Origin of the sequence: Pandoraea anapnoica (genome assembly GCF_902459765.1) — a bacterium.
Lineage (GTDB): Bacteria > Pseudomonadota > Gammaproteobacteria > Burkholderiales > Burkholderiaceae > Pandoraea > Pandoraea anapnoica.
The window spans coordinates 26,503-51,931 of the sequence record NZ_CABPSP010000004.1; the positions used below are offsets into that span (position 1 = coordinate 26,503).

Annotated in this window: 19 protein-coding genes; 11 read left to right on the top strand and 8 right to left on the bottom strand. The window is 63.3% G+C overall.

The features are described from left to right. Positions 1-35 precede the first annotated feature (35 nt). On the bottom strand, positions 36-1,337 hold the full coding sequence (locus PAN31117_RS08350; RefSeq protein ID WP_150737785.1) for an aspartate aminotransferase family protein: 1,302 nt from the start codon (positions 1,335-1,337) through the stop codon (positions 36-38). Between the two features lie 101 nt (positions 1,338-1,438). Here PAN31117_RS08350 and PAN31117_RS08355 point away from each other — a divergent pair, with 101 nt between their 5' ends. The 4 genes from PAN31117_RS08355 (at position 1,439) to PAN31117_RS08365 (ending at position 4,926) form a co-directional block, all read left to right on the top strand. After that, on the top strand, positions 1,439-2,329 hold the full coding sequence (locus tag PAN31117_RS08355; protein WP_174990877.1) for a LysR family transcriptional regulator: 891 nt from the start codon (positions 1,439-1,441) through the stop codon (positions 2,327-2,329). Positions 2,330-2,543: 214 nt separating this feature from the next. After that, positions 2,544-2,672 (top strand): hypothetical protein, encoded by a 129-nt coding sequence (locus tag PAN31117_RS27710; protein ID WP_257125724.1) that lies wholly within the window; start codon positions 2,544-2,546, stop codon positions 2,670-2,672. A 208-nt stretch (positions 2,673-2,880) separates the two neighbouring features. After that, the gene (locus PAN31117_RS27715) at positions 2,881-4,419 is read left to right on the top strand and encodes a methyl-accepting chemotaxis protein (protein ID WP_217429640.1); all 1,539 of its coding nucleotides are present in this window, start codon (positions 2,881-2,883) and stop codon (positions 4,417-4,419) included. A gap of 114 nt (positions 4,420-4,533) precedes the next feature. Continuing rightward, positions 4,534-4,926, top strand: coding sequence for a carboxymuconolactone decarboxylase family protein (locus tag PAN31117_RS08365; protein WP_039398304.1), 393 nt, complete (start codon positions 4,534-4,536; stop codon positions 4,924-4,926). Between the two features lie 35 nt (positions 4,927-4,961). Here PAN31117_RS08365 and PAN31117_RS08370 read toward each other — a convergent pair whose 3' ends face one another. Continuing rightward, entirely contained in the window at positions 4,962-6,209 is a 1,248-nt protein-coding gene (locus PAN31117_RS08370) for an NADH:flavin oxidoreductase/NADH oxidase family protein (RefSeq protein WP_150738056.1), read from the bottom strand. Between the two features lie 92 nt (positions 6,210-6,301). Between PAN31117_RS08370 and PAN31117_RS08375 the strand changes: the two genes are divergently transcribed. After that, entirely contained in the window at positions 6,302-6,757 is a 456-nt protein-coding gene (locus PAN31117_RS08375; protein WP_150737788.1) for a MerR family transcriptional regulator, read from the top strand. A 23-nt stretch (positions 6,758-6,780) separates the two neighbouring features. Here the strand turns inward: PAN31117_RS08375 and PAN31117_RS08380 are convergent, their stop codons facing one another. The 3 genes from PAN31117_RS08380 to PAN31117_RS08390 are packed head-to-tail and all read right to left on the bottom strand — an operon-like array spanning position 6,781 to position 10,217. Continuing rightward, the gene (locus PAN31117_RS08380) at positions 6,781-7,605 is read right to left on the bottom strand and encodes an HpcH/HpaI aldolase/citrate lyase family protein (RefSeq protein ID WP_150737789.1); all 825 of its coding nucleotides are present in this window, start codon (positions 7,603-7,605) and stop codon (positions 6,781-6,783) included. 3 nt (positions 7,606-7,608) lie between these two features. Next, entirely contained in the window at positions 7,609-8,796 is a 1,188-nt protein-coding gene (locus PAN31117_RS08385; protein ID WP_150737790.1) for a CaiB/BaiF CoA transferase family protein, read from the bottom strand. Positions 8,797-8,846: 50 nt separating this feature from the next. Then, positions 8,847-10,217, bottom strand: a complete 1,371-nt coding sequence (locus tag PAN31117_RS08390) for a 2-hydroxycarboxylate transporter family protein (protein WP_246188978.1) — start codon at positions 10,215-10,217, stop codon at positions 8,847-8,849. A 248-nt stretch (positions 10,218-10,465) separates the two neighbouring features. Between PAN31117_RS08390 and PAN31117_RS08395 the strand changes: the two genes are divergently transcribed. Continuing rightward, the gene (locus PAN31117_RS08395) at positions 10,466-11,440 is read left to right on the top strand and encodes a LysR substrate-binding domain-containing protein (RefSeq protein WP_150737791.1); all 975 of its coding nucleotides are present in this window, start codon (positions 10,466-10,468) and stop codon (positions 11,438-11,440) included. A gap of 31 nt (positions 11,441-11,471) precedes the next feature. Here the strand turns inward: PAN31117_RS08395 and PAN31117_RS08400 are convergent, their stop codons facing one another. Beyond that, positions 11,472-11,903 (bottom strand): carboxymuconolactone decarboxylase family protein, encoded by a 432-nt coding sequence (locus PAN31117_RS08400; RefSeq protein ID WP_150737792.1) that lies wholly within the window; start codon positions 11,901-11,903, stop codon positions 11,472-11,474. Between the two features lie 147 nt (positions 11,904-12,050). Between PAN31117_RS08400 and pdxR the strand changes: the two genes are divergently transcribed. Together pdxR and epsC are read left to right on the top strand one after the other, a co-directional pair. Next, positions 12,051-13,496 (top strand): MocR-like pyridoxine biosynthesis transcription factor PdxR, encoded by a 1,446-nt coding sequence (gene pdxR / locus PAN31117_RS08405; protein WP_150737793.1) that lies wholly within the window; start codon positions 12,051-12,053, stop codon positions 13,494-13,496. Between the two features lie 202 nt (positions 13,497-13,698). Continuing rightward, entirely contained in the window at positions 13,699-14,640 is a 942-nt protein-coding gene (gene epsC / locus PAN31117_RS08410; RefSeq protein WP_150662707.1) for a serine O-acetyltransferase EpsC, read from the top strand. A gap of 18 nt (positions 14,641-14,658) precedes the next feature. On the opposite strand, the gene PAN31117_RS08415 is transcribed toward epsC, so the two are convergent. Further along, positions 14,659-15,681: a MerR family transcriptional regulator gene (locus tag PAN31117_RS08415; RefSeq protein ID WP_150737794.1), complete on the bottom strand. Its 1,023-nt coding sequence runs from the start codon at positions 15,679-15,681 to the stop codon at positions 14,659-14,661. A gap of 218 nt (positions 15,682-15,899) precedes the next feature. On the opposite strand from PAN31117_RS08415, the gene PAN31117_RS08420 reads away from it, so the two are divergent. Further along, positions 15,900-18,575 (top strand): penicillin acylase family protein, encoded by a 2,676-nt coding sequence (locus PAN31117_RS08420; RefSeq protein ID WP_150737795.1) that lies wholly within the window; start codon positions 15,900-15,902, stop codon positions 18,573-18,575. 14 nt (positions 18,576-18,589) lie between these two features. Here the strand turns inward: PAN31117_RS08420 and chrA are convergent, their stop codons facing one another. Continuing rightward, on the bottom strand, positions 18,590-19,834 hold the full coding sequence (gene chrA, locus PAN31117_RS08425) for a chromate efflux transporter (RefSeq protein ID WP_150737796.1): 1,245 nt from the start codon (positions 19,832-19,834) through the stop codon (positions 18,590-18,592). Positions 19,835-20,232: 398 nt separating this feature from the next. Here chrA and PAN31117_RS08430 point away from each other — a divergent pair, with 398 nt between their 5' ends. Continuing rightward, positions 20,233-23,361 carry a deaminase domain-containing protein gene (locus tag PAN31117_RS08430; protein ID WP_174990878.1) on the top strand — a complete coding sequence of 1,043 codons (3,129 nt, stop codon included), beginning with the start codon at positions 20,233-20,235 and terminating at the stop codon, positions 23,359-23,361. Between the two features lie 182 nt (positions 23,362-23,543). Continuing rightward, a complete protein-coding gene (locus PAN31117_RS08435) occupies positions 23,544-25,283 on the top strand; it encodes an ABC transporter ATP-binding protein (protein ID WP_150737798.1) in 1,740 nt (579 codons plus the stop codon). Positions 25,284-25,429: the final 146 nt, after the last annotated feature.

Genomic DNA, 25,429 nt, shown 5'->3' on the forward strand with positions numbered 1-25,429 from the left:
TCGAGGGGCCGATCGTTTTGACGCGACGTTGTTGACTACAGCGAACGCTCGATCGCCTGCCCGAGCAACGACAGGCCCAGATCGACTTCCTCCTCGCTGACGGTCAGCGGCGGGGCAATACGAAACACGCCGCCCATGCCGGGTAACTGCACGATGTTCATGCTCAGCCCGAGGTTCATGCATTCGCGCGTGATCTTCGCGCCGAGGCCGTCCGCAGGCGCTTTGGTGTGTCGGTCCTTTACGATCTCCATGCCGAGCAGCAAGCCGCGACCGCGAACGTCGCCCACGCAATCGAAGCGCTCCATCAATCCCAGCAAGCCGTTGCGCAGCCGCTCGCCCATCACGTTGGCGCGGGCGACGAGTCCGTCGCGCGCCACCACGTCGAGCACGCGCAAGCCGACAGCCGCCGGCAGCGGGTCGGAAACGTGGGTCGTATAGAACAGATAGCCGCGTTCGTGGGCGCGCTCCTCGATTTCCGCCGACGTCACGATGGCAGCGAGCGGCAGGCCAGCACCGAGCGTCTTCGAGAGCGTCAGTATGTCGGGCGTCACGCCGTCGCGTTCGAACGCGAACATGGTGCCGGTGCGTCCGACGCCGGTCTGCGCTTCGTCGAGAATCAGCAGCATGCCGCGCTCCTCGCACTTGCGCTTGAGGGCGGCGAGATAGCCGGGTGGGAGTTCGATAATGCCGCCGGAGCTCAGGATCGGTTCGGCGATGAACGCAGCGAGGTTGCCGCTCGATTGACGATCGATGAGGTCGAAGGCGTAGTCCAGCTCGGCGAGATAGTCGTATCGCCCGGCCGGGCCGAAGCGCGGGCGGTACGTGAACGGCGCGGGAATGGCAAATGAGCCCACGGCCGCCGGGCCGACGCCTTTGCGTCCCGCACTGTAGGTTGCGGACGCTGCTGCGCCCGTCATCCCATGCCAGGACTGTGCGAACCCCACGACTTCGTACTTGCCGGTGACGAGTTTGGCCATGCGTATGGCCGCCTCGTTCGACTCCGCACCGGTGCTCAGCAACATCACGCGGTCCAGTCCCTCGGGCGTGATTTCGGCCAGCCGGGTTGCCAGATCCACGACCGGACGCGAAAGCATGCCGCTGAACAGGTGATCGAGCTTGCCGATAGATTCCGTCACGACCGAGATGATGTCCGGATGGCTATGGCCGAGGACCGCACTCATCTGCCCGGAGGTGAAGTCGAGGATCGCGCGCCCGTCGGCGTCGTAGACGAAGCTGCCCTGGGCGCGTTCGACGATCATTGGCTCGAAAGTGCCGCCGTAGCGGATCAGATGCTCGCGGGCATTGCGCCAGAATTCGGCGTCATGGTTCTTTGACACGGGAAATCTCCGGGGAACGGCATTGGACGAAAAGCAACGAGGGCACAACACTCGCTTGCAGTCTAAGCAGCGCTCTGCTTTCATAAAAGCGAATAATGCTAATGAGAGATAGTAGTGAGGCTAATATCGTGAGCGTGACTCTGGAAATCGATTTGCTGCGCTCGTTCGCGGCCATTGCACAAGCCGGTTCGCTCAGTCGCGCTGCGCAGCGCATCGCCCGAACGCAGTCGGCGCTGAGTCAGCAGATGAAGCGTCTGGAGCAGATCGTCGACCAGCCGTTGTTTCAGCGCACGGGGCGTGGGGTGGTGCTGACCGGCTCCGGCGAGCGTTTGCTCGGTCACGCGCAACGCATTCTTCGCGCGCACGACGAGGCGATGGCCGACATGTCGGGGCGCGGACTGGCCGGGACGATCCGGTTTGGCTGTCCGGATGACTATGCCGCCGCGTTCCTGCCCCATTTGCTGCGCGAGTTCGCGGTGGTGCATCCGCACGCGCAGGTCGAGGTGATTTGCGAGCCGACACCAAGATTGCTGGAGCAGTTATCGCGTCATGCACTCGATCTGGCGCTGATTTCGTTACCCGACGGCGTGGACGCACCCAATGTGATCCGGCGCGAAGCGCTGGTCTGGATCGGGAGTCCGGGGCTCGACGGGGTGCTCTCGAACCCTGACGACCCCTTGCCGTTGGCCCTCTCTGACCCCGACACGCTGGACCACATCGCGGCATGCGATGCGCTTTCGAAGGCCGGACGAGCGTACCGGATTGCCTACGCGAGTAGCAATCTGGCCGGACTGACGGCGCTTGCGCGCTCCGGACAGGCGTTCGCTGTGATGACGCAGACGGCAGTGCCACCGGACTTACGCATTGTTACAGCTGATACCTTGCCGACGTTGCCGTCCGTGGGGATTACGGTAAAGTTCGATCGCGCGCATCCCGGTCACCTGAGCGTGGCGTTTGCCGATCACATTCGGCAGACGCTGGCGGTGATGTAAGGCGGACATGCATCGACAGCGCGTCGGTGCGCGTTCCCGTGGCGACGAATTTCAAGCACAATTGCGCGTTGCGCAGGCGGACGGGCCAAGTCCCGGGCAGGCGTAGCAGTCAGTCAAAAGAATCCGGGTTCTGTGCATTGGGGGCATCGATGGCCAGAGATCCGGGGTAATGCAGTCTTCGCAAGTTCTTGCGATTTTTTGTATCGAGGTCGATATGTTGGCGCGTTTCGTGGCGTTTTCTCTGGTAATTGGTTCGCTGTTTGCACTGGCGGGTTGCAATACGGTCGACGGCGTCGGTCAGGACATTTCGGGCGCTGCTCGCACCGTCAAGCGCGCGCTGTAAGTCGTTCGCGCGGCGTCAGTTCGTTTATGCCTCGCTTTGGTGCCAATTCGCCGAAAAGAGGCCCCGCTTGAAGCGCTATCTCAAGTTTTTCGCTTTCTCGCCGTTGGAGCCGCTAACGCTGTCATGAAGGTACGGGTATCGTGCCGGGTGGCAGAGGGTGGCGGCCGCTCTCGGTGGCCACGAAATGGAAAGAAAGGCGGAAGCGCAAATGTTGAAAAATTGGACGATTCGTTGGCGGTTGCGGATGGCCGTGGCCGGTCTGGCGGCCCTTGTGCTGATCATCGGTGGTCTGGCGCTCATTGGATTGCGCGACACCGTGGGGAGCTTGCGCGAGGTCTACGACAAGGAACTGGCGAGCACTCGTTTGCTGGGCGAATCGGAAATCCACATCGGCCGCGCGCGTGCCGTCGTGTTGCGTGCGCCGCAAGCGCCGTCCGAAGATATCAAGGCGGCTGACGTCAGGAAGGGCACCGAGTACTGGGGCGAGTCCGAGAAGGCGTGGCAGGCCTATCTGGCGTTGCCGTCGGACGCCGACGAACAGCGTCTTGCCAAAGACGTGACCGGCGCGCGCCAGGCGCTCAAGGACGCCTTCACGTTGGTCCAGAACAGCATTGCCGCCGGGCAGACCGACGTCTACTACGAGCAGGCGGCGGTGCTGGGCAAGCGTTACACGTCATACGTCAACGCTAACGAAGCGCTCAAGAAGCTTTACGACGATCGGGCGAAGTTCAGCTTCGATTCGGCGGTGTCGACCTACGATCGCTTGTTTATCGTGACCCTCGGGGCGATTGCGTTTGCGATTATCGCGGCCTTCCTGACCGCACGCTCGTTGAATCGTGCGATCACGCGGCCGCTCGACGATGTCCTTGAGCACTTTCAGGAAATTGCCGACGGGAATCTGCAACGCGCCGTGCATGCAACGTCGACCGACGAGATGGGCCAGTTGCTGGGCGCACTCGCCAAGATGAAGACGCAGCTCAACGATACGGTCGCCCGCGTGCGCAAAAGCGGCGAAGCGATTGCGGCCAGCGCGCGTGAGATTGCCGCGGGTAATCTGGATCTGTCGGCCCGCACGGAGCAACAGGCGGCCTCGTTGGAGGAGACGGCGGCCAGCATGGAGCAACTGACCAGCACGGTGCGTCAGAACATGGAACATGCGCGTCAGGCGAACCAACTGGCGCGGCAGGCGAGCGATCAGACGGGGGCGGGTGACACCGCAATGACCGAGGTCACGGACACCATGCGCGCCATCGATGCGGGGTCGGCGCGGATTCGCGACATCATTGCACTGATCGACGGCATTGCGTTCCAGACCAATATTCTCGCCTTGAATGCGGCCGTCGAAGCGGCGCGTGCGGGCGAGCAAGGACGTGGGTTTGCGGTCGTCGCCGGTGAAGTGCGGACGCTGGCACAGCGCTCGGCGAGTGCGGCGCGCGACATCAAGACGCTGATCGAGACGTCGGCCGAGCGCTCGGCGGAGGGAAGTCGCATCGTCGGTGAGGCAGGCGCGGCGATGAGCAGCATTGCGAATAGCGTGCAACGCGTGACAGACATCATGGCGGAGATTTCGGCGGCGTCGGAAGAGCAGACGGCGGGCATCGATCAGGTGGCACGTGCCGTGACGCAAATGGACGAGGTCACGCAGCAGAACGCGGCGCTCGTCGAGCAGGCATCGGCGGCAGCGCAGTCGCTGGCCGAACAGGCCGAGTCGCTGAAGTCCGCCGTCGCGGTGTTTCGTCTGGCGTAAGCCCCGTGAGATCGGGGAACGCCCCCACCATTCGCGCACGACCAAGAAACGCCGCGGACGCAGACGTCAGTGATCCGCCATCTACGCAATATCGCAAAACGGAGCACGTCATCCATGAGCCAGCAAAAGCCTGTCGAATACGTTTGCGCAACGCCTGAAGTCAAAGCCGTCTTCGACGACATCAAAGCCACGCGGGGTGTCCCCGACGTCAACAACTTCTGGAAGTACATCGCACAGCATCCGCCGACCCTGGCGCGGACTTGGGGCAGTCTCAAGGACATCATGGCGGACGGTGCGCTCGATCCGCTGGTCAAGGAGCTGATCTATGTTGCGGTGAGCGTCACGAACAACTGCGGATATTGCGTTGCGAGTCACACCGCGGGCGCGCGTCGTGCGGGGATGACCGACGAGATGTTCGGCGAGCTGCTGGCGGTCGTGGGCATGGCCAACGAAACCAACCGGCTCGCCGTCGGCTATCGGGTGCCGATCGATCCGGCTTTCGAGTAAGCGGCTCGGCAGAAAAACCGACATTCAGTCGACATTCAGCGTGCCAAATTACGTGTCGTGTCCCGCGCCATCCATCGGCGATATCGGCGCGTCTGGCACGCCGCCCCCAGTTGCTGGGCGATCAGCGCTCGCATGGGTGAGACGCTCGGGTTCGTCGCCCGGCCGGTACTCAGGCGCATGAGCTGAAACTTGACGACGGCCATGTTCGCCATCGCCCCCAGCATCTTGTTCTTCCAGCGAATCGGATTGAGTTGCGGCTCCGACGTCTGACCCAGACGCCAGCGATTCGGCAATTCGGGATCGATTGAGAGTGCCGTCGCCATGCCCGCCATCGCTACACCGCTCGCGATCACCTGGTCCGCAACCGTCCGACGGCGAATGCCGCCCGTCACCATCAGCGGCATCGTCGCCACGCCAATCATTTCGCGTGCGAACTCCAGAAAATAGGCCTCGCGTGCCAGCGTACGCTCGTCGCGCGACTCGCCCTGCATCGCCGGGGCTTCATAGCTGCCGCCGGACAGCTCCACGAGGTCGACGCCCAGCGAGCCGAGCATCTGAATGACGCGTCGTGCGTCGTCCGGCCCGAACCCGCCACGTTGAAAATCGGCCGAATTCAGTTTGACGGCGACGGCGAAATCGGCTGCAACAGCCGCACGCACGGACCGCACGATGTCCAGCAGCAAGCGGGCGCGATGCTCGAGACTCCCGCCCCAGCGATCCTTACGCTTGTTCGTCAGCGGTGAAAGGAACTGACTGAGCAGATACCCATGCGCCGCGTGAATCTCTACGCCAGTAAAACCGCTGCGCTCGGCGAGCAGCGCGCTTTGGGTGAAACGTGCAATCACGTCTGCAATGTCCGTCTCCGTCAATGCTCTGGGCATCGCGAAGCGCTTCGAGAAGCTGCCGAGGTCGAGAGCTACCGCAGACGGTGCGACGGTGGTTTGACCCAGCGCGGACTGCATTTGCCTGCCGGGGTGATTGAGTTGCATCCAGATCTGCGCGCCATGCTGCCTCGCCGCCAGAGCCCATTGGCGGAAGCGTTCGAGATGCGCGTCGTCCTCCAGCACCACGCCTCCCGGACCGGTCATCGCTCGCGCGTCGATCATGACGTTGCCAGTGATGATCAGGCCAGCGCCCCCTCGACCCCATGCGTCGTACAGGCGCAGCAGTTCGTCCGACGGCGCGTGATCGGCGTCCGCCATGTTTTCTTCCATCGCCGCCTTGGCAATGCGGTTGGGGATCGACGTGCCGTTCGGCAGGGTAAGCGGAGCAAAGAGAGACATGGTTGACATGGCCGTACCTCGAATCTTCAGTTGACGATGGCACGACCATAACCTTAAAGTTCACTTTAAGGTCAAGTGTTTGGAGCGTGAAAATGAAAATCGGAGAGTTGGCGCAGGTGAGTGGCGTGGCGGCGTCGCGAATCCGCTTTTACGAAGCACAGGGCTTGCTGCCCAATGCGCTGCGACAGACCAATGGCTATCGCGAGTACGACGAAGATGCACTGACGCGTCTGGATTTGATCCGGCGCGCGCAAAACGCCGGATTTTCGTTGGACGAGATCCGCGCGATCCTGCCGCCGGACCTCAACGACTGGCCGCACGATAAGTTGCTGGAAGTACTGCGTCGCAAGGTGGATGAGATTGAGGCCCTGGAGCGGAATCTGGCGCTCTCGAAGCACAATCTGAAGGCGTTGATCGATGCCATCGAGCATCGCGAGGAGGGGGAGGACTGCCGGGCGGCGTCGCAACGCGTGCTGACGTCGGTGCGTCGTGCCGACGACAGTACTGGGCTTGCGTCCCGGCGCGCTCCGGTCAAAAAGCGCGCCTGACGCGGCCGACAGCCGCGATGTATTCAGCGACTGGCGAGAATCTCGTTTGCCTTCGCGATGACAGGCGCGTCGATCATCTTGCCATCCAGTGCGACGGCGGCACCCGCGCTGACATTGGCTGCGGCGACAACCCGTTCGGCCCACGCAATTTCATCGTCCCGCCACGCGAATGCCGCGTGAACCGGCGTGACCTGCCGCGGATGGATGCAAAGTTTCCCACGGAAGCCGAGCGCGCGAGCGCGGCGGGTTGCCGCTTCGATCAGTGCCGGATCGTCGAGCACCGTAGTCACACCGTCGACCGGCGCGGCGATGTCCGCAATACGCGACGCTAGCGTGAGCTGCGAGCGGAAGTACAGCAGTTCGTCGGCGTCGCCCTCGATGCCAATGTCCAGTTGGAAATCGATGGTGCCGAACATCAACCGGTCGACGCGTGGCGCAGTGGCGATCTCTGCCAGCATCGCAAATGCCTGCGCCGTCTCGATCAGCGGCACGAGGCGCAGTGATGGTGCTGCACGTTGCACAACGCGGGCAAGGGTGGCGGCATCTTCCGTCTTCGGTACGACGAGGCCGCTGAGTTGCGACAGGCCAGCGAGTGCTGCGACATCCTCGTCAAACCAGGGTGTCGAGGCAGCATTGATGCGCACATAGACCCGGATCGACGTGGCGGGACTCAGCGCCATCAGCCATTGCACAACCTGCTCCCGGGCAGTGAGTTTGTCGGCGGGCGGCACGGCATCTTCCAGATCGAGAATGACGGCATCGGCGCCCGAGGTACATGCCTTGTCGAAACGTTCCGGACGATTGCCTGGCACGAAGAGCCAGCTACGAATGACGGGATGTTTTTGCATCGCTCACACCGCCTGCGCTGCATGCAGCGCTTCGATCTGCGCCGACGTGCGGCCAAGCTCGGTGAGTATCGCGTCGGTGTGTTGCCCCAACGCCGGAATCGGATCCATGCGGGGCGTGAACGCTGCGCTTGCCGATGGCATGCCCGGCGGAAGCGGTGCCTTGATCGTGCCGTTGGGCGTCGCGACGTCTGCCCAGCGCTCACGCGCGGCGAGTTGGGCGTGCTGCCACACGTCGTGCATCTCGTTGAGGTTGGCGTTGGCGATGCCCACGGCGTCGAGTCGGCTCACCAGTTGCGGTGCCGCGAGCCGCATGAAGACCTCGCGGATGATGGCGCGCAGTGCATCGCGATTCTCCAGACGCTTGGGGTTGGAGGCAAAGCGTACGTCTTCGGCGAGCGCCGGCTGTTCGAGGACCTTGTCGCAGAAAATCTTCCACTCGCGCTCGTTCTGCAAGCCCAGCATGACGGTCTTCCCGTCACCGGTTTCGAACGGGCCATACGGGAAGATCGTTGCGTGCGCTGCACCTGCACGGGGCGGGGGCATTTGATCGTCGACGGCGTAATACAGCGGAAAGCCCATCCACTCGACCATGCATTCGAGCATCGAGATGTCGATGCGAGAGCCTTTGCCGGTCTTGCCGCGCTGGATCAGCGCGGAGAGGATGTTCGTATAGGCGTACATGCCTGCGGCAATGTCGGCAATCGAGCAGCCAGCCTTGGCCGAGGCCTCGGGCGAACCCGTCACCGACAGAAAGCCCGATTCGCTTTGGATGAGCAGGTCGTAAGCCTTCTTGTCGCGATAGGGGCCGTCCGGACCATAGCCCGAAATGCCGCAAACGATGATGCGCGGATAGCGCGCCGACAGCACGTCGTAGCTCAGGCCAAGACGGTCGGCCGCGCCGGGAGCGAGGTTCTGTACGAGGACGTCGGCGTCGGCGAGCAAGTCGTGAAGGACCGACTGAGCAGCGTCCTGTTTCAGGTCGAGCGTCAGGCTTTCCTTCGAGCGGTTCGTCCACACGAAGTGCGACGACATGCCGTTCACGCGCCCGTCGTAAGCGCGGGCGAAGTCACCTGCGCCGGGCCGCTCGATCTTGATGACGCGCGCGCCGAGATCGGCCAGTTGACGGGTGCAGAACGGTGCCGCAATGGCGTGTTCGAGCGCAATGACCTTGATGCCGTCCAAGGGCCTCATGACATAAATCTCCGAGAAAACCAGTTGAGTTGAGCGAGGCGGTGGCCAGGTCAGACGATCTTCGCGAGCACGATGAGGCTCAGCGTAATCGTGATGGCACCGCCGATGCGCGTGGCGATTTGTGCGAACGGCATGAGTCGCATGCGGTTCGCTGCGGTAAGAATGGCGACGTCGCCCGTGCCGCCCATACCGCTGTGCGTGCCGACGACGATGGCTGCGTCGATGGGATGCATGTTCATGCGACGCGCCACGACGAAGGCGGTGGCCATCAGCGTGAGGACCGTCGCGACGATGGTCACAAGCGTCGGCACGTTGAACGAGGCGACGACCTTTTGCCACGGTGTGATCACGACACCGATGGCGAACAGCAGCGGGTACGTCACCGCCGTCGCGAAGAATTTGTAGACGACGCCGGCACCGGCTTCGAGCTTCGGCGAGAAGATGAAGCCGATCTTTGCAGCGACGGCGAGCACCAGCATCATCACCGGACCCGGCAAGCCGAGCGTGTTCTGCGCGAGCATGCCGACGAAGTACAGGCACACGGCGATCATGCCGGCCGCCGCAATATCGGTTGCGTCGACCGCCTTGGCGGGTTCGGCGTGCACGTCGTGTGCGCCGATGTCGTCGCTTCCGGATCGCATGAGCTGCCCGTTACCTGTCAACGAGGGGAAACGCTTTCCGAGCGCGTTGAGCACACCCGAGAACACAATGGCGCAGACGTTGCCGAGCATCACCGCAGGAAGCGCCTGAGCGAGGAGGTCGCCTGCGCCCTGATGCATGACTTCCGAGTAGCCGATGGTCAGCGGAATCACGCCTTCGCCCAGTCCGCCTGACATGACCGGGATCACGACGAAGAACACGGTGTGGAACAGGCCCATGCCGAGCATCGTGCCGACAGCCGTGCCGACGATGCCCGCGAGCACCGAACCGATAGCGAGCGGGACGAAGATGCGCACGAAGCCACCGATCAGCACCTTGCGGTCCATGCTCAGAATGCTGCCGACGATAATCCCGGGAATGAACAGGTACAGGAAGTTGCTTTGCTTCCAGAACGCCACGATGGGCGTCACGACGGACTGGGGCAGCACGTTCGCGAACACCAGCCATGAGGGCAGGAACGTGACGAGAATCACCGGGCCACCGATGCTGCGAAAGATGGGAATTCGCTGACCGACTTCCATGCACGTGAAGCTGCACACGGCCAGCAGCGCGATGATCGGCGAGAGTTCGGCGGAGAGTTTTCCGGTGGTGAGGACCGTCGTCGCGATAGCGGCGATGAGTACCAGATGGACCGGCAACGGCACGATGCCGACGCGCATGTCCATGATGCGCCACCACAAATCGCGCAGCGGGTGGTGCTGTGCTGTCTGAGAAGTTGCCTGACCGCTTTGTGCGGCAGTGGCCGTGAGTCCGTCTCGCATGCTGCTGTCTCCGTCCATTTGGAATTGATTTATTGACGGGACTATAGGCGCGTAGCCGGCGCCGAAGGAAATACCGATTTTGGATGCGGGTATAGGGTGAAGCTATGGCGTGAGCGTCTCGTTGAGTGGGAATGGCGTGGCGATGGCTTTCAATGCAACCAAAACCCGGGTTTCGCGATGCGTCGTATAGCAGTACGCTATGGCTTTTCATTGCTGCCAACTGCTCCGTCTCGGAGGCCGATCCCGTTATGGACGTAAGACAACTCAGGAATTTCGTGGCTATCGTCGACAGCGGCAGCTTGTCGAAGGCGGCGGAGCGGTTGCATATTGCGCAGCCGTCGCTGAGTGCACAACTGCGTGGACTGGAGGACGAGCTGCAAACGCAACTGCTCGTACGCAGTGCGCAGGGCGTGACGCCGACCGAAGCGGGAAAGGCGTTGTATCGCCATGCGCGCGTGGTGTTACGTCAGATGGAGCAGATACGTCAGGAAGTGCGAGAGGGCGGCGGCAGCGAGGCAGGGCCGGTGGCGGTGGGATTCCCGACGACGATTGCGTCGATTCTCGCCGTGCCGTTGTTTGCCCGGGTGAGGGAGCAGTATCCGGGGATTCGATTGCAGATATTCGAGAGCATGAGCGGGTACATAGGCGAGTTGCTCGCCAACGGACGGCTCGACCTTGCGATGCTCTTCCGCGACTCGGAAACGCGGGGCATCTCGGTAATGCCGTTGTTCGACGAAGAACTGTATGTGCTGGGCGGGCACCGGGTGTGTCCATCGATCTATGAGGATGCTGATGACTCGGACGGGACTTGCGCACTGGCGAAGCTCGATAACGTACCGATTGTCGCGCCAAGCGCGTCGAACGGATTGCGCCTGCTGATCGAGCGGAGTTTCGCGCAGGCGAATACGGAATTGAACATCGTCGCGGATATCGACTCGCTGCCGACGCTCATCGACATTGCCCGCTCGGGCGACGCGTGCTCGATCCTGCCGGTGTCGGCGTTGGCGTCGCGCGACCCGGCCTTGCGCCCGCCCTCGCGTCGGATCGTTGCACCGCACCTGCAACGCCCGGCCAGCGTGTGCTGGTCCAACTCACTCCCGGTAGGCTCGGCGACAGTCGCCGTGCGTCAGTGCATCGCCGACCTCATCCGCGAGTTGCAGGCGGACGGGCATTGGACGGGGATCATGTTGCGGGCGGCCGGCAAAGACGCCGTGATCGTGTGACGCGACGATCACGGCGTTCCGACCGAACGACTTACTGACGCATGCTGATCGCCAGACGGTTGAACGCGCTCATCAATGCGATGGCGAACGTCAGGTCGGCGATTTCGGCGTCGGTGAAGTGTTCGCGCAGCGGGTTGAAGACTTCGTCCGGGGCGTTGGTGCGGTCGATGGCGCCGACCGAATCGGCCCAGGCGAGCGCGGCACGCTCACGGTCGCTGAACTGCGAACTCACGCGCCAGCCGCCGACGCTGTCGATCTTGGCATCGGCCATGCCGCCGGCACGCAGCGCCTTGCTGTGCATCTCCAGACAGAAGGCGCATCCATTGATCTGCGACACGCGCAGATAAACCAGCTCGATCAGCGGTTTGCCGAGGCTGCTTTTCTCCAGCGCCTTTTTCGTGGCGACGAACCCTTGATAGGCGTCGTTCGACAGCGTGAAATAGGACAGACGAAGCGTACTCATCGAAATTCTCCAGAAATGAACTGAGCCAGGGGCATTGGTCAATGCTTGATGCGAACTGCAGGGGGCTTGTCGCAACGTCACCAATTTACGAGAATCATGGCCTAGTAGTCAGATGCAAGAATTGACGGAATCAATAGGACATCCAGAATGGATTTTCCGCTTTTGAGCTCACATCTGAAGCCCGGCCCGGGCGACGACGCGCCGCTCTACCTCCAGTTGTATCGCCGCTATCGCGACGCCATCGCCTCCGGAAAACTCCGTGCGGGCGACCGCGTGCCATCCGTGCGTAGTCTTGCCAGCGAACTCAATCTCGCACGTGGCACCGTCGAGCTGGCCTATCAGATGCTCACCAGCGAAGGCTATTTCTCGCCGCGCGGCGCGGCCGGAACGTTCGTGTCGCCACGACTCGAACAGCTCAGCGAGACCGCCGCGCCGGTCGCCACCCGGGCCGCTCCCGTGCCTCCGCCGCGCGATGCGCTCGCCGCCGTCGGTACACCGCGTCCGTTTCAACTGGGCCTTCCCGCATTGGATGCATTCCCCCGCAAGACTTGGGTGCGTCTGGCCGGGCGAAGTCTGCGCGTCATGGATCTCGCGTCGATGGCGTATCCGGAAGCTGCCGGGTACGCGCCCCTGCGTCATGCCATCGCCACCTATCTCGGTATCTCTCGCGGCATCGCATGCTCAGCGCAGCAGGTCTTCGTGACGGCGGGCTATCGTGCTGCCCTCGATCTCGTCTGCCGGACGTTGATCGAGTCCGGCGCGCAAGGCTGGTTCGAAGACCCCGGATATCCGTACGCCCGGCATTTCCTGACGAGCGTCGGCATGCGCCTCGCATCGATCCCGGTGGACGAGGAGGGACTTAACGTCGAGGAGGGCGTGCGCCGTGCACCGAAAGCCCGCTTCGCCGTCGTGACCCCGACGCATCAAAGTCCCACCGGAGCGACGATGTCCTTGCCCCGGCGTCTCGCCCTGCTCGAATGGGCAAATCAACAGCAATCTTGGATCGTCGAAGACGACTATGACAGCGAGTTTCGCTATCACGGGCGTCCGTTACCGGCGCTCAAGAGTCTCGATCACGACGGACGGGTGCTGTACACCGGCACGTTCAGCAAAGTGCTGTTCCCCGGACTTCGTCTTGCCTACCTCGTCGTGCCCGACGTCCATATCGAACGCTTTGCACAGGCCGCCAATCAACTGGGCGGACCGGGCTCGGTCCACGTGCAGGCGACGGTAGCGGACTTCATGGAGCAGGGGCATTTCGCACGGCACTTGCGCAAAATGCGAGCGTTGTACGCCGAACGGCGCGGCTATCTCGTCAATGCGCTGGCCGACGTCTTTGGCGAAGACTTGTACGTGCAGCCACAGGCTGGCGGCATTCAGACGCTGGCATATCTGCGCCAGGCGTTCGCCGAACAGGACGACGAAACCATCGCACTTGCCGCCCACGCGCAAGGGCTGGCGGTGCACGGCCTGCGCCACTGGTACGGCAACGCGCCGTCGCGATCAGCCTTGCTGCTGGGCTTCACCAACATCCCGGATAGAGCGACGGCACTGGCGCTGAGCCTGCGTTTGCGCGCGTCGATAGTGGACTGAGTAGAGACCTGAACGAGACCGGATCGAGCCTCTTGTCTGCGCGCATAGGGGTTTCGGGGCAAGATGCCCGATAAGACCACGTCGGGACAGGTGCTTTCGAAACCCGCTATGCTTCGTTGACTGGCGCACGCGCGTCCCAAAAACACAGTGCTGGTAGCGGCTCAGGCGCGCCCGCATCCCAAGCTTCTCAGGAGTCCCCCTCGTGGCAGCGTTCGACATCGACGATATCGTTTCTTCATTGCATTCGGCCCGCCTGCGCTGGCGCGACGGGCAGCGACGCCTGCTCGAACCCGGTGGCCGCGATCTGCCGTCGCGCGAACGTCTCGCAGACATCGTCGTGCAACTCAAGGGCGCGCTGTTCCCCATGCGTCTCGGCCCGCTCGACTTGCACCAGCAAGGCGAAAACTACTACGTCGGTCATACGCTCACGAGCGCACTGAACGGTCTGGCCGAGCAAGCGCGCCTCGAATGGCGCTACAAGGCGCGTCACGACGCCGCCATCACGGCAACACTCATCGAAGAGCGTGCGCATTCCGCCATTCAGCAATTCGCAGGCAAGCTTCCCGAGATTCGTGAATTGCTCGATCAGGATGTGCTCGCCGCCTATCAGGGCGATCCGGCGGCGGGTAGCGTCGACGAAGTGCTGATCTGCTATCCGGGCATCCACGCGATGATTCATCATCGCATCGCCCACGAGCTGTACCGGCTGGAACTGCCGCTGCTCGCCCGCATCATCGCCGAGCAGGCCCACTCCGAAACCGGAATCGATATCCACCCGGGCGCGCGTATCGGTGCAGGCTTTTTCATCGATCACGGGACTGGTGTGGTCATTGGCGAGACGGCTATTCTTGGCCAGCGTGTGCGTGTGTATCAGGCCGTCACGCTCGGTGCCAAACGCTTCCCGGCCGACGACGACGGCAACCCGCGCAAAGGCCTTGCGCGTCACCCGATCGTCGAAGACAACGTCGTCATCTATGCAGGCGCGACGATTCTTGGCCGCGTCACCATTGGCGAAGGCTCCGTCATTGGCGGCAATGTGTGGCTCACGCAAGACGTGCCGCCGTTCAGCAACATCACGCAGGCACGCTCGCGCACCGAAGCTGGCTCGCCGCCGGTCTCCGGCTGCGATAACGATCGTTCCTGATGTAAGCGACGCGCGTCGTCAGACCCTTGTCGGCGGCGCGGCGATGCGCGCGCGCACCTCGGGCGACGCAAGGCACGTTTGCACTGCCTCGAAGCCCGGCGCGCCCGCATACGGCGCGACGCGCACCGGCGGGCTGTGATTCGCCGGGCAAAGGACGATGGCTTCGTCTCTGCCGACAGCGCTCAGGTCGAGAATCGACGACGAGCGCGTCATCATGAGAAGCGGATGTGCACGCGTTCGCGCGTGCAACCGCAGATAACGAATCAACGCCTCTTGCGTCGGCTGCGCCAGATCCTGCTCGATCATGTCCACGACCAGCGTACCGGTACGATCGGCTTCCAACGCCGTCAGCAATATCGCCAGTGCATCGGAGGGTTCGGCCCCGTCGTCCACTAGCCAGATCAGCGCTTGATCGACACGCTGTTGCAACGCATCGTTGATCGAAGACGGGGGCGAAGTCGCCACGCACGGCGGATCGAATCGGTTCAGTCCTAGAAACACTCCGTTCGGCAAGGCTTGCGCCAGACGCATTGCCAGTCGTGTCTTCCCGCTACCCAGCGAGCCGATGATGTAGTTCAACGGTCGTATGTCGCGCATTTCGAACCACTCGCCGCCCCAAGGCCAGGGGAGTTCGAAGGCGACACTCGGTGCCGCTTGTTCGACAAGACTCGGCAGCTCGCCACGGCCGGGCATTCTGCCGCTCGCAAGCCCGGCGCGAAGGCTTCGCACGGTCTGGAGTCGACGCAGTTGCTGTCGGATCTCGGCGTCGAGGGTGTGCTCGTGCGCCTCAAGGGCTGTCGACAATGTTTGGGCGTTGCCTTTCAAGACACTCGTGACTTGCGCGAGGCTCAAGCCCAATGCCCGCAGTGCGACGACTTCGGACGCGCGCGCCATCTCTGCTGCGTCATACGTCCGATAGCCTGCCGAGGTTCGTTTCGGAGACAGCAGGCCATGTTGCTCATACAGCCGGAGTGCCTTGTTGGAGACGCCAAGCCGCCGCGCCGCCTCGGACGCAGCCAGGCTCACCGCAGAATCCTTCATCGTTCACCTCTTGATGTTGATCGGGGTGACGCCATCGTCGGGCCGTCCCCAAGGGGCAGGTCAAGCCTTTGCGATCGGTCGGGACCATTCACGATCGCACCATACGCTACGCAAGCCCCAGATATCTGTCGAGTTATCTTTCGAATAATTAACCGACCGGTCGGTTTTTGTCATGTTAGGCTTCAATGCGCTTCCTCAAAAGAACTACGGAGACATTGATGACTTTGATTTCCCGCTCGCCTGTTTCAGTGAATGCAACATCCGCTGGCATTCGACATCAAGCCGCGCGTCCTGGCCGTAGTCGGGTTTCGCTGGTGTCTGCAAGCGTCTCGGCGGCGCTGCTGAGTCTGGCGCTGGTCGCGCCGACCGTTGCGACGGCCGCGCCGGGAGCACCGGCGGCCACCGCCGTCGACAAAGTGCCGGGACGTACCGACGTCACCATCAAGCGCGACGAATTCGGTGTGCCGCACATCTACGCGTCGACGACATACGCGCTCTTCTATGGCTACGGCTATGCCATCGCGCAGGATCGTCTGTTCCAGATGGAGATGGCTCGACGCAGCACGCAGGGCACTGTGGCGGAAGTGCTGGGCGAGAAGTTCGTGGACTTCGACAAGTCGATTCGCGGCAACTACTGGCCCGCGTCGATCCGTCGCCAACTGGCCGATCTGCCGCAACGCGAGAGGGATATTCTCGAAGGCTACGCCGCTGGCATGAACGCATGGATCGCTCAGATCCGCGCGAAGCCGGACCAGCGCATGCCCAAGCAATTCAACGACTTCGGTTTCCAGCCGACGAACTGGGACGCGTTCGACGTCGCCATGGTCTTCGTGGGGACGATGGCGAATCGCTTCTCGGATGCGACGAGCGAGATCGACAACCTGGCGTTGCTCACCGCACTCAAGGACAAGTACGGTGCGCAGAAGGGCATGGCGCTGTTCAACGAGCTGAAGTGGATCGTCAATCCGGATGCGCCGTCGACGGTACCCGCGTCGGAAGGCACCTATCCGGTCAAGGTCGGCCCGGCCACCGGCGCGCCCATGCAACCGCTCGCACGCTACGACGGATCGGCACCGATGTTTGCGCGACTGGCACGCGGCAACGATGGCGCGCTTCTGCATCAGGACACGGAGACCAATGCCGCGACGATGCTCGCGCAATTTGCCGAGTCGGGTCAGCCGGGGCTCGCCGGTTTCCCCACGACGAGCAATATGTGGATCGTCGGCAAGAGCAAAGCACGCGACGCCCGCGCGATCATGCTCAATGGCCCGCAATTCGGGTGGTTCGCCCCGGCGTACACCTATGGCATCGGCCTGCATGGCGCGGGCTTCGATCTCGTCGGCAATACGCCGTTCGGCTACCCCTGCATTCTGTTCGGTCATAACGGCAAGGTGTCCTGGGGCTCGACGGCTGGCTTCGGCGACGACATCGACATTTACGCCGAGAAGCTCGACCCGGTCAATCCGAACCGTTACTTCCATAATGGCCAGTGGCACGACATGGAAAAGCGCGTCGAGATCATCAAAGTGAAGGGCGGTGAGCCGGTCGTGCAGGAGGTGTATCGCACCGTGCATGGCATCGTGATGCAACGCGACGCAAAGCAGCCGATCGCCTATGCCAAAGCGCGTGCGTGGGATGGCCTGGAAGTGCAGTCGCTGCTTGCGTGGACGCATCAGGCGCAGGCGCAGGACTGGAAGTCGTGGACGGCGCAGGCCGCGCGTCACGCGTTGACCATCAACTGGTACTACGCAGACGTGTCCGGCAATATCGGCTACGTCCATACCGGTGCGTATCCGGCGCGTCAGCCCGGCCACGATCCGCGTCTGCCGGTGCCCGGCACTGGCGAGTGGGACTGGAAGGGACTGCTGCCGTTTTCCACCAATCCGAAGGTCTACAACCCGAAGCAGGGGTGGATCGCCAATTGGAACAATTCGCCGCAGAAGGGCTACCCGGCGAGCGATTTGTTCGCATTCCTGTGGGGCGGTGCGGACCGCGTGGTCGAGATCGACAAACGCATCGAAGCGCACGACAAACTCGGTGTCGACGAGATGTGGCAGATCCTCAGGGATACGAGTGCGGTGGACGTCAATCGTAGTCACTTCCTGCCGTTCATCGAACGCGCTACGGCGAATCTCCCGGCTGGCGACGCACGCCGTCAACTCGCTATGCAACTGGCCGCATGGAATGGCCTGAGCCGTGATGAGAAGCATACGGACCATTACGACACAGCAGGTCCGGCCGTCATGGACGCGTGGCTGAGCGCCATGCTCAAACGTACGCTCGGTCAGGTCGTGCCCGCGCCGTACGACAAATGGTTCCTGGCAAGCGGTTACGCCGCCCCGCAGGACGGCCCGACGGGTTCGCTGAATATCGGCAACGGCAGCAAGGTGTTGTACGAAGCGCTGCGCGGTGACAAGGCAGGCGTGCCGCAAACGTTCGATATCTTCGACGGCAAGCGTCAGGACGACGTCATTCTGGCGGCGCTGGACGACACCATCGCGTCCCTCAAGACGAAGCTCGGCCCCGACATGGCGGCCTGGCGCGCGCCCACGGTGCCGCTGACGTTCCGCGCGAACAACTTCTTCGGTGTGCCGCAGGCCAACGCGGCGGAAGCGGTGCGTACGCCCGTCTACATGAACCGGGGCACGGAGAACGATCTGATCGTGTTCGGACCGAAGGGTAGCACCGCAAAGGTCGAGGCGTTCGACGTCGTCGCGCCGGGACAGAGCGGTTTCATTGCGCCGGACGGCACCCGTTCGCCGCACTACGCGGATCAGGTGGAAATGTACACGTCGTTCGGCCGTAAGCCCCTGTGGCACGACACGGCGGACGTGAACCGGGCAGCAAAGTCGGTGGAGCGACTGCGTATCGAGCGCGTGTCGGACGGTGAATAAGTCGCACTAAGCCGTCAGACCAGCCCCGTCGCACCGGCGATCACGCATAACGCGACGACCGCCAGCGGCGGGGCATTCCACCGGACCAGCAGCACGAAGGCAACGATGGCGAGCGCGACATCGGCAGCGCTGTGAACAGCGCTGGTCCACACCGGTGAATACAACGCCGATGCCAGAATCCCCACGACCGCAGCATTGACGCCGGCGAGCATGGCCGCTGTCGACGGACGTGCCCGAAGCGTCTGCCAATTCGGGAGCGCCGCGATCACCAGCAGCAGTCCCGGCAGGAAAATGCCGAGCGTGGCGAGTGCCGCGCCCAGCCATGATTGAGACGGTGCGCCCGACATCCACCCGAGATACGACGCGAACGTGAACAGTGGGCCGGGCACGGCCTGCGCCGCGCCGTAGCCAGCGAGAAAGTCGTTCGCGGACACCCATCCTGTCGTTACTGTCTGAGCCTGAAGCAGTGGCAACACGACATGGCCGCCGCCGAAGACCAGCGCGCCCGAGCGGTAGAAGCCGTCGAAGATGGCGATGGCCCGGCCGTTCGTCCACTGATGCAAGAGCGGCAGGCCAGCCAGCAGCACGACAAAGAGCGCGAGGGACACCAGGCTCGCCGTGTGCGAGATATGGAATCGCAGTGTCGATGCAGCGGGAGATGCCGGGATGGCGTTTGACGTGCGAAGCAGCCCGTAGCCGAGCACCGCGCCGAAAACGATGACGATGAGCTGCGCGAAGGCCGTCGTCGTCAATCCAAGGATCGCAATCGCAGCCAACGCGATACCCGCTCGCCGCACGTCGGCGCATAGCCGTCGCGCCATGTCCCAGACGGCTTGCGCCACCACCGCCACCGCCACCAGCTTCAGACCGTGCACGACGCCATCGCCGAGCGTGCCGCCGAGATGTGGTGCGAGTACGGCGAACAAGAGCAACAGGCACACCGACGGCAGCGTGAAACCGCACCACGCAGCGAGACCGCCCAGCCATCCGGCGCGTAGCAGCCCGATGGAGAAACCGACCTGACTGCTCGCCGGGCCGGGCAGGAACTGACACAAGCCAACCAGATCGACGAAGCTTGCGTCGTCAAGCCACCGGCGTCGCGTGACGAATGCGCGTCGAAAGTAGCCGATATGCGCGACGGGGCCGCCGAAGCTGGTCAGCCCGAGCACGAGGAACGCGCGGAGCACGTCGAGTGCAGCACGCGGCCCGGTGGTGGTGGCGGAGGACGGTGTGAGGTCGGACGATGACGGTTCGGGCACGGCGCGTTCAAGAGATAGAGTCGATGTCACGACGGTAGCACGTTCTGATGTCACGCAGCCGCGCGGCGACACGTGCTGCCGGTCGTTGCGGTCCGTCACTGGTTTCCCAATCTTGCAACGAGGTTGGGGCAATCGTCTATTCCCGAACAGTTGCCGGTTCGTTTCAGCAATCGTGTGGCGTGTCGACGCGATAGCGTTTGTTCCCGTGTCGCAAGCGGCGATCTGTCGTGCCTTCGCACGGCGGCCGCTGGCGGCCCGACGCTCAGGAGAGACGTTCCATGACTCGCATGCATCCATCGATGCCACACCATGCCCATCGTCCAAACGCCCACATGCACAATGCGCCACCGCGCAGGCGCTGCCATGCCCTTGCAGACGACTGGGGCGCGGGGCGCGCATTGCCTCGCAGACAGCTGCGCAACAGCGCACGGGCACAGCGCGGCGACGCCGAATCGTCACGTGCGCCGCGAGAGGAAGTGCGCAGCCAGGCGGCCAGCGCTGCGTTCGCGCTGACGCTTCTGGCGGTCGCGAGTGTCGCGAGTGTCGCCAACGCGGCTGCAGCTGACGTGCCACGAGGTCCTTTCACCGGTTTGCGCGCGAGGGGGAGGAGCCGGGTGTCGCCCGTCGTCAGCACGGAGCCTCCTGTGACGCTGGGGCACTCACAGTCCATCGCAGGCATTCGCACGCTGCTGAAATTGCGTCCGGCACGTGACGACAACGGGGGCGTCGCGCATCAGTGTTTGCCGTCACCGGGGACATCGGCGATTGGCATATCGCCGCCCGCTGTCGACAGCGACGCTGCGCTTCGCATGGGACTGTCCGCCTATCGCGAGGACTTGCAGCGTGTCGTCGTCGCCATGATTCGTGATGCCGTGGCTGCCGCCGACCCCGACACGCGCGAAGCATTCGCGGACGCCGAGGCGCTGAGTCCTCGGTACATGACGCTACGTGTTACCCACAAAGGAACGAAGGGCTGGCCGCCGCCCAGTATCTACTTCGCGTCGTCCGGCATCGCGCTTAACCTGCGCGACGAACAGGGCCGCTGGCGACCGTTCGCGCTCACGCTCGCCGCGCAGGCATCTGCACTCGTCGTGCCGCTCTCGACTTGCCGGATGCAGAGTCCGTCCGACGCGGACTGTATCAAGCGGATGCTGGGTCCGTTGTTCTGGGGCGACCGTTGGGCATCGATTGCCGAGAATATCGACGACACCGACACGGTACGGTTCGTATCGATGCGTGCCGGCGCAACGGTGTCGCCGGGATGGCCGTCTCCCGACACACCCGTGCTCGAATCACCCGATATGGAGGAGGTCGCCGAAATCCTGCTGGAGACTGTGATTCGCGGCGAACCGTCGAATGAAAGGCTCGGGTCACGTCCCCGGCGAAGTGCGATTGCCGACGCTGGTGGCGCGCGGTCACTGGTGACGCGGTTGAGCGCGTCCGGTCTGGAGTGCCTCGCCGCTGTGATCGGTGCGGGCACGCTCGACGACGATGCCGTGGCTTTGCTGCGGCACCTCTGGCCGGCAAGTCCCGCACAGGTTTCCGATGTCGTCGCTCTGCCGCAGCCCCACGCGCTGGCGGCGTTCCCGCACGAGTCGTTCAGCGGCCCGCTCGGACGCGGTGTGCAGTGGGTGTTGCCCGCGAACGTCTATGTCGAGTATCGGCCCGACCTCACGCAGAACGGCGTGAAGGTCTTCAACATCGACGGCACGCTGTATGGCACAACCGTCGCCCGCACGCGCAAGCACGCTTCCGACCTGCGTCCGTTAGACCAAATGCGCAACGAACTTGGACCGCTCGCGTTGTGCCGCATTTCGCGCGGCGTTGGCATCGATGTCGACGGCATGTGCCTGGAGTGCCATACCGAACGGGACGGCGAGGTGTCCGTTACGGAGCAGGGCGCAACAGTCACACAACATCAGGTGCCGGAGGCGTCGCCGCTCGCGCGTCTGCGGGTCGCGGTGTATTCGCAGCCGTTCGTAGCCGAGGACGGGCGACGGCAGTTCTTCGCTTTCGGACGTCTGGGCGAATTCGACGCGCAGGGCATCCCACAGGTGACGTCGAGTTCGCCGCTGGTCGCGGGCGACGTCTACGCGAGAGAGCTGGAGGGCGAACTCGGCTACTTCGAGCAGGCGACGACAGCCGGACCGGTGGGCGGACGCCGCATTCGTCTCACGCTCGGGAACATGCACGTTGCTGCGCCCTTCGGCACGTATCGCGACCGTCACGAGGTGTTGCATGGCGTGGTGCAGTTGTCGCGTGAGGTCTATTACCGCTTCACCTTGCCCGGCGGAGGGGATGCGCCTGGGCGAGTGCATTTGCAGTATCGTCACGTCGGGCATCGCGATATCCGCGAATACTGGATCGCACAACATCACCGTGCGGCGGCTGAGAGCGCCAGCGTTCTGCCAACGATCTCGTACGGTGAGACGCGCACACTTTTGCAACTATATCTGCGCATGTGGAATCAGGCGCCTTCACCGTCCGAGGTGTGGCAGGGTCTGGAGGACGTTCCGCTGTCGGTCGCCGAAGCCCGCGCAGCTGTGGGGCAGCTCACGCATGCCATCGAGTGGCACGTGGCCTCGGCGCGAGGCGCAGGCGGTGACGAAACCGGTGGTCTGGGTGCGCGCACGTCTCCCGATGTCGATCCGGAATTGCTTCCGACATTCAACCGTCTCTGGTCGCATTGGCAGTGCTATCCCGGTCAGGCGGACGCTTTCATCGGCGCCGTGGCACGCGACTTCGTATCGCGCCCGTCGCCATTGGCAGTGTGGTCGCAACTGCCGTTCACCGGCGACGTGCAAACGACCCGTGATGTGCTTGCGCTGTTCGAGGAGGTCTTTCCCGGCATGCCGGATCTTCAATCGTTGGTGTCAGGCGAGGCCCGGGCCGCGCGCGACGTCGACAACCGCATGCGGCTAGTGTCGCAGAACGCCAATATTGCGCTCGCGGAAGTCACGCTTGTGGATGGCACGCGAACGATCTACTACTGCCTCTCCGGGCTTCAGCGGCGTGTGCTGCCGACGAACGCTCCGACAGTGCGATTCGTCGACGCTGGTCGCGCCTATCTCGAACGGGAGAACAACGTCATCACGCAGCAAGGCGACGGCCCGCGCTCGCGCGCGCAGGCGTACCCGACCGAGCCGCCCGCATTACGGTTTGTCGTCGCCGATGCCAACCTGCCGACGTATCACGCGGCGTCCGGCGCGGCGAAGTCGCGCACGCTCGACACCGAGCGCCTGATTCTGGCCCAGATCTATGCGGACCATCCGGCAGGCGAGAACGTCGTGCGCTCAATCGTGATGTGCTCGCGCATGCCATTCTGCGACTCCTGTGCGGTGAATCTGGCGATGGTGCCGTATCACTATCCGAATGCGGCGTTGCGCTTCTACTACGTCGCATCCGGGCCTCTTACCCGCATCCCGCCCGAGGACGCACCAGCCCTCACAGAGGCCCCGGTAACTGCGTTGCCGCAGGACCGGGCAGTTGCTCACGCGCCTGACAAGCACGTGCATTCGACCCTGTAATCGCGACGTCTGCGGTTTTTTCCCCTATATTGACCGGTCACGCTGCCTATCGTGGCAACTGCGGCGCGTGATGCTTTACCGGGTCGCCAGCACACGCTGCGGCCCGGCTGCATGACATGCGCATCACGCCTGCATCGCACGGCGATATCTCAGCTATTTCGGCATTAAGGAGCGAAGAACGCATGACGGCGCCAGAAGTTTCCCCGCGCAAACCCGCCATCGGACTCGGCAGTGCCGCCCGTGATCTGTATCGTGCGCTGTGGCGACATGCGCAGGGCGTGCGCACACATTTGCTAGGTGCAGCGGGGTTGCTCTCGGCGGCACAACTGCTCCGGCTGACCATGCCGTGGCTCGCCGCGCAGGCAATCAATGCGCTTCAGCAGGGCAACATGACGGTTGCGGGACGCTGGATCGTCTACCTCGTCGGCATCTATCTCTTGTCGTGGTTGCTGCATGGCCCGGGCCGAATTCTTGAGCGCAACGTCGGCGTTCGGGTGCGCTTGCGTCTGGCCGATCAGTTGTATGCACGCATTGCGGCCGCGCCGCTGGCATGGCGAGACGGACGGCATTCTGGCGAGCTTCAGCATCGCGTCGTGCAGTCCAGCCGCGCACTGTCGGACTTCGCGCAGAACCAGTTCGGTTATCTGCAAAGCGTCTTCAATTTCGTCGGTCCGCTGGTCGCGCTGGCGCTGCTGTCGCGAACCAGCGGTGCAATCGCCGTGACCGGGTATGTCGTCATCGCCATCATCATCCTTCGATTCGACCGAGTGCTGATGCAGCTCGCGCGTGCGGAGAACGATGCCGAGCGTCGCTATGCAGCGGCGCTGCTCGATTTTGTCGGTAACGCGGGCACGGTGATCGGTCTGCGCTTGCAGGCGGCATCACGCAAGCTGCTCGGCCATCGGATGGACGCCGTGATGGTGCCGCTGCGACGCACGGTGACGGTCAACGAAGGCAAGTGGTTCGCCGTCGACATACTGGGCATGGGGCTGACTTGGATTCTCGTTGTGGTCTACGTATTGCAATCGCGCGAACCGGGACAGGCCGTGATGCTCGGCACGGTGTTCATGATCTACCAGTACGCGCAACAGGCGGCGACGGTGGTCGGTGCGATGGCGTCGAACTTCCAGAGCTTCGCGCGGATGCACACGGACTACGGCAGCGCCGAGCCGATCTGGGACGCCCCGAGCGATCCGGATGCCGTCGTCCCGGCGGTCATTGCCGACGCGCCGTGGCAAACGCTGACGTTGCGCAACGTCTCGTGGAACTATGCCGACGATGCCCGCGGCGGGTTGCGTGGCGTCGACCTCACGCTTCGACGCGGGTCGCGCGTGGCGCTCATCGGTCCGAGCGGCGGTGGCAAAAGCACATTGCTGCGAACGCTTGCCGGTCTGTACCTTCCGCAACACGGCGAACTTCTACGCGATGGCAACGTCACCGATTGGTCGGACCTGCGCACATTGGCGACGCTGATTCCCCAGGAAGCCGAAGTGTTCGAGGCCAGCGTCGAAGAGAACCTGACGTTCGGTGAACCCGCCGATGCACAAGCGCTCCAGACAGCTGTGCACGCGGGCGTATTCGACGACGTGCTGCAACATCTCCCGGATGGCCTGTCGAGCACGCTCAACGAGCGCGGTAGCAATCTCTCCGGCGGGCAGCGTCAACGGCTTGCGCTGTCGCGTGGTGCGTTGGCGGCGCAGGGCAGTTCGCTGTTGCTGCTCGACGAACCGACGAGCGCGCTCGACCCATTGGCCGAAGGGCGGGTGTTCGAGCGCATGTACGACGCGTTTCCGACGGCATGCATTGTGGCTTCCGTGCATCGGCCGAGTCTGCTGAGTCGTTTCGACACCATCGTAGTCATGGAAAGCGGTCGTGTCGTCGACGTCGGTCCGAGAGACGAAGTGCTCGCCCGGCGTACATGATCGTTTTTTATTGAAAGACCGCGCAATTCATTACGAATTTTCACGAGCACGCTATTCGCCGCGTGCTTGTGCTACAGTTCCGCAGCAAAAAATCAAAAGCTAACATTCCGGGCGGCGCAAGAACGCTCAAGAATCCAGATCGTCGT

Coding starts and splice junctions, on each gene's coding strand:
- PAN31117_RS08355 (WP_174990877.1), top strand. CDS start 1,439: ATGAGAGATAGTAGTGAGGCTAATATCGTGAGCGTGACTCTGGAAATC.
- PAN31117_RS27710 (WP_257125724.1), top strand. CDS start 2,544: ATGTTGGCGCGTTTCGTGGCGTTTTCTCTGGTAATTGGTTCGCTGTTT.
- PAN31117_RS27715 (WP_217429640.1), top strand. CDS start 2,881: ATGTTGAAAAATTGGACGATTCGTTGGCGGTTGCGGATGGCCGTGGCC.
- PAN31117_RS08365 (WP_039398304.1), top strand. CDS start 4,534: ATGAGCCAGCAAAAGCCTGTCGAATACGTTTGCGCAACGCCTGAAGTC.
- PAN31117_RS08370 (WP_150738056.1), bottom strand. CDS start 6,209: ATGTCTCTCTTTGCTCCGCTTACCCTGCCGAACGGCACGTCGATCCCC.
- PAN31117_RS08375 (WP_150737788.1), top strand. CDS start 6,302: ATGAAAATCGGAGAGTTGGCGCAGGTGAGTGGCGTGGCGGCGTCGCGA.
- PAN31117_RS08380 (WP_150737789.1), bottom strand. CDS start 7,605: ATGCAAAAACATCCCGTCATTCGTAGCTGGCTCTTCGTGCCAGGCAAT.
- PAN31117_RS08385 (WP_150737790.1), bottom strand. CDS start 8,796: ATGAGGCCCTTGGACGGCATCAAGGTCATTGCGCTCGAACACGCCATT.
- PAN31117_RS08390 (WP_246188978.1), bottom strand. CDS start 10,217: ATGCGAGACGGACTCACGGCCACTGCCGCACAAAGCGGTCAGGCAACT.
- PAN31117_RS08395 (WP_150737791.1), top strand. CDS start 10,466: ATGGACGTAAGACAACTCAGGAATTTCGTGGCTATCGTCGACAGCGGC.
- PAN31117_RS08400 (WP_150737792.1), bottom strand. CDS start 11,903: ATGAGTACGCTTCGTCTGTCCTATTTCACGCTGTCGAACGACGCCTAT.
- pdxR (WP_150737793.1), top strand. CDS start 12,051: ATGGATTTTCCGCTTTTGAGCTCACATCTGAAGCCCGGCCCGGGCGAC.
- PAN31117_RS08415 (WP_150737794.1), bottom strand. CDS start 15,681: ATGAAGGATTCTGCGGTGAGCCTGGCTGCGTCCGAGGCGGCGCGGCGG.
- PAN31117_RS08420 (WP_150737795.1), top strand. CDS start 15,900: ATGACTTTGATTTCCCGCTCGCCTGTTTCAGTGAATGCAACATCCGCT.
- PAN31117_RS08435 (WP_150737798.1), top strand. CDS start 23,544: ATGACGGCGCCAGAAGTTTCCCCGCGCAAACCCGCCATCGGACTCGGC.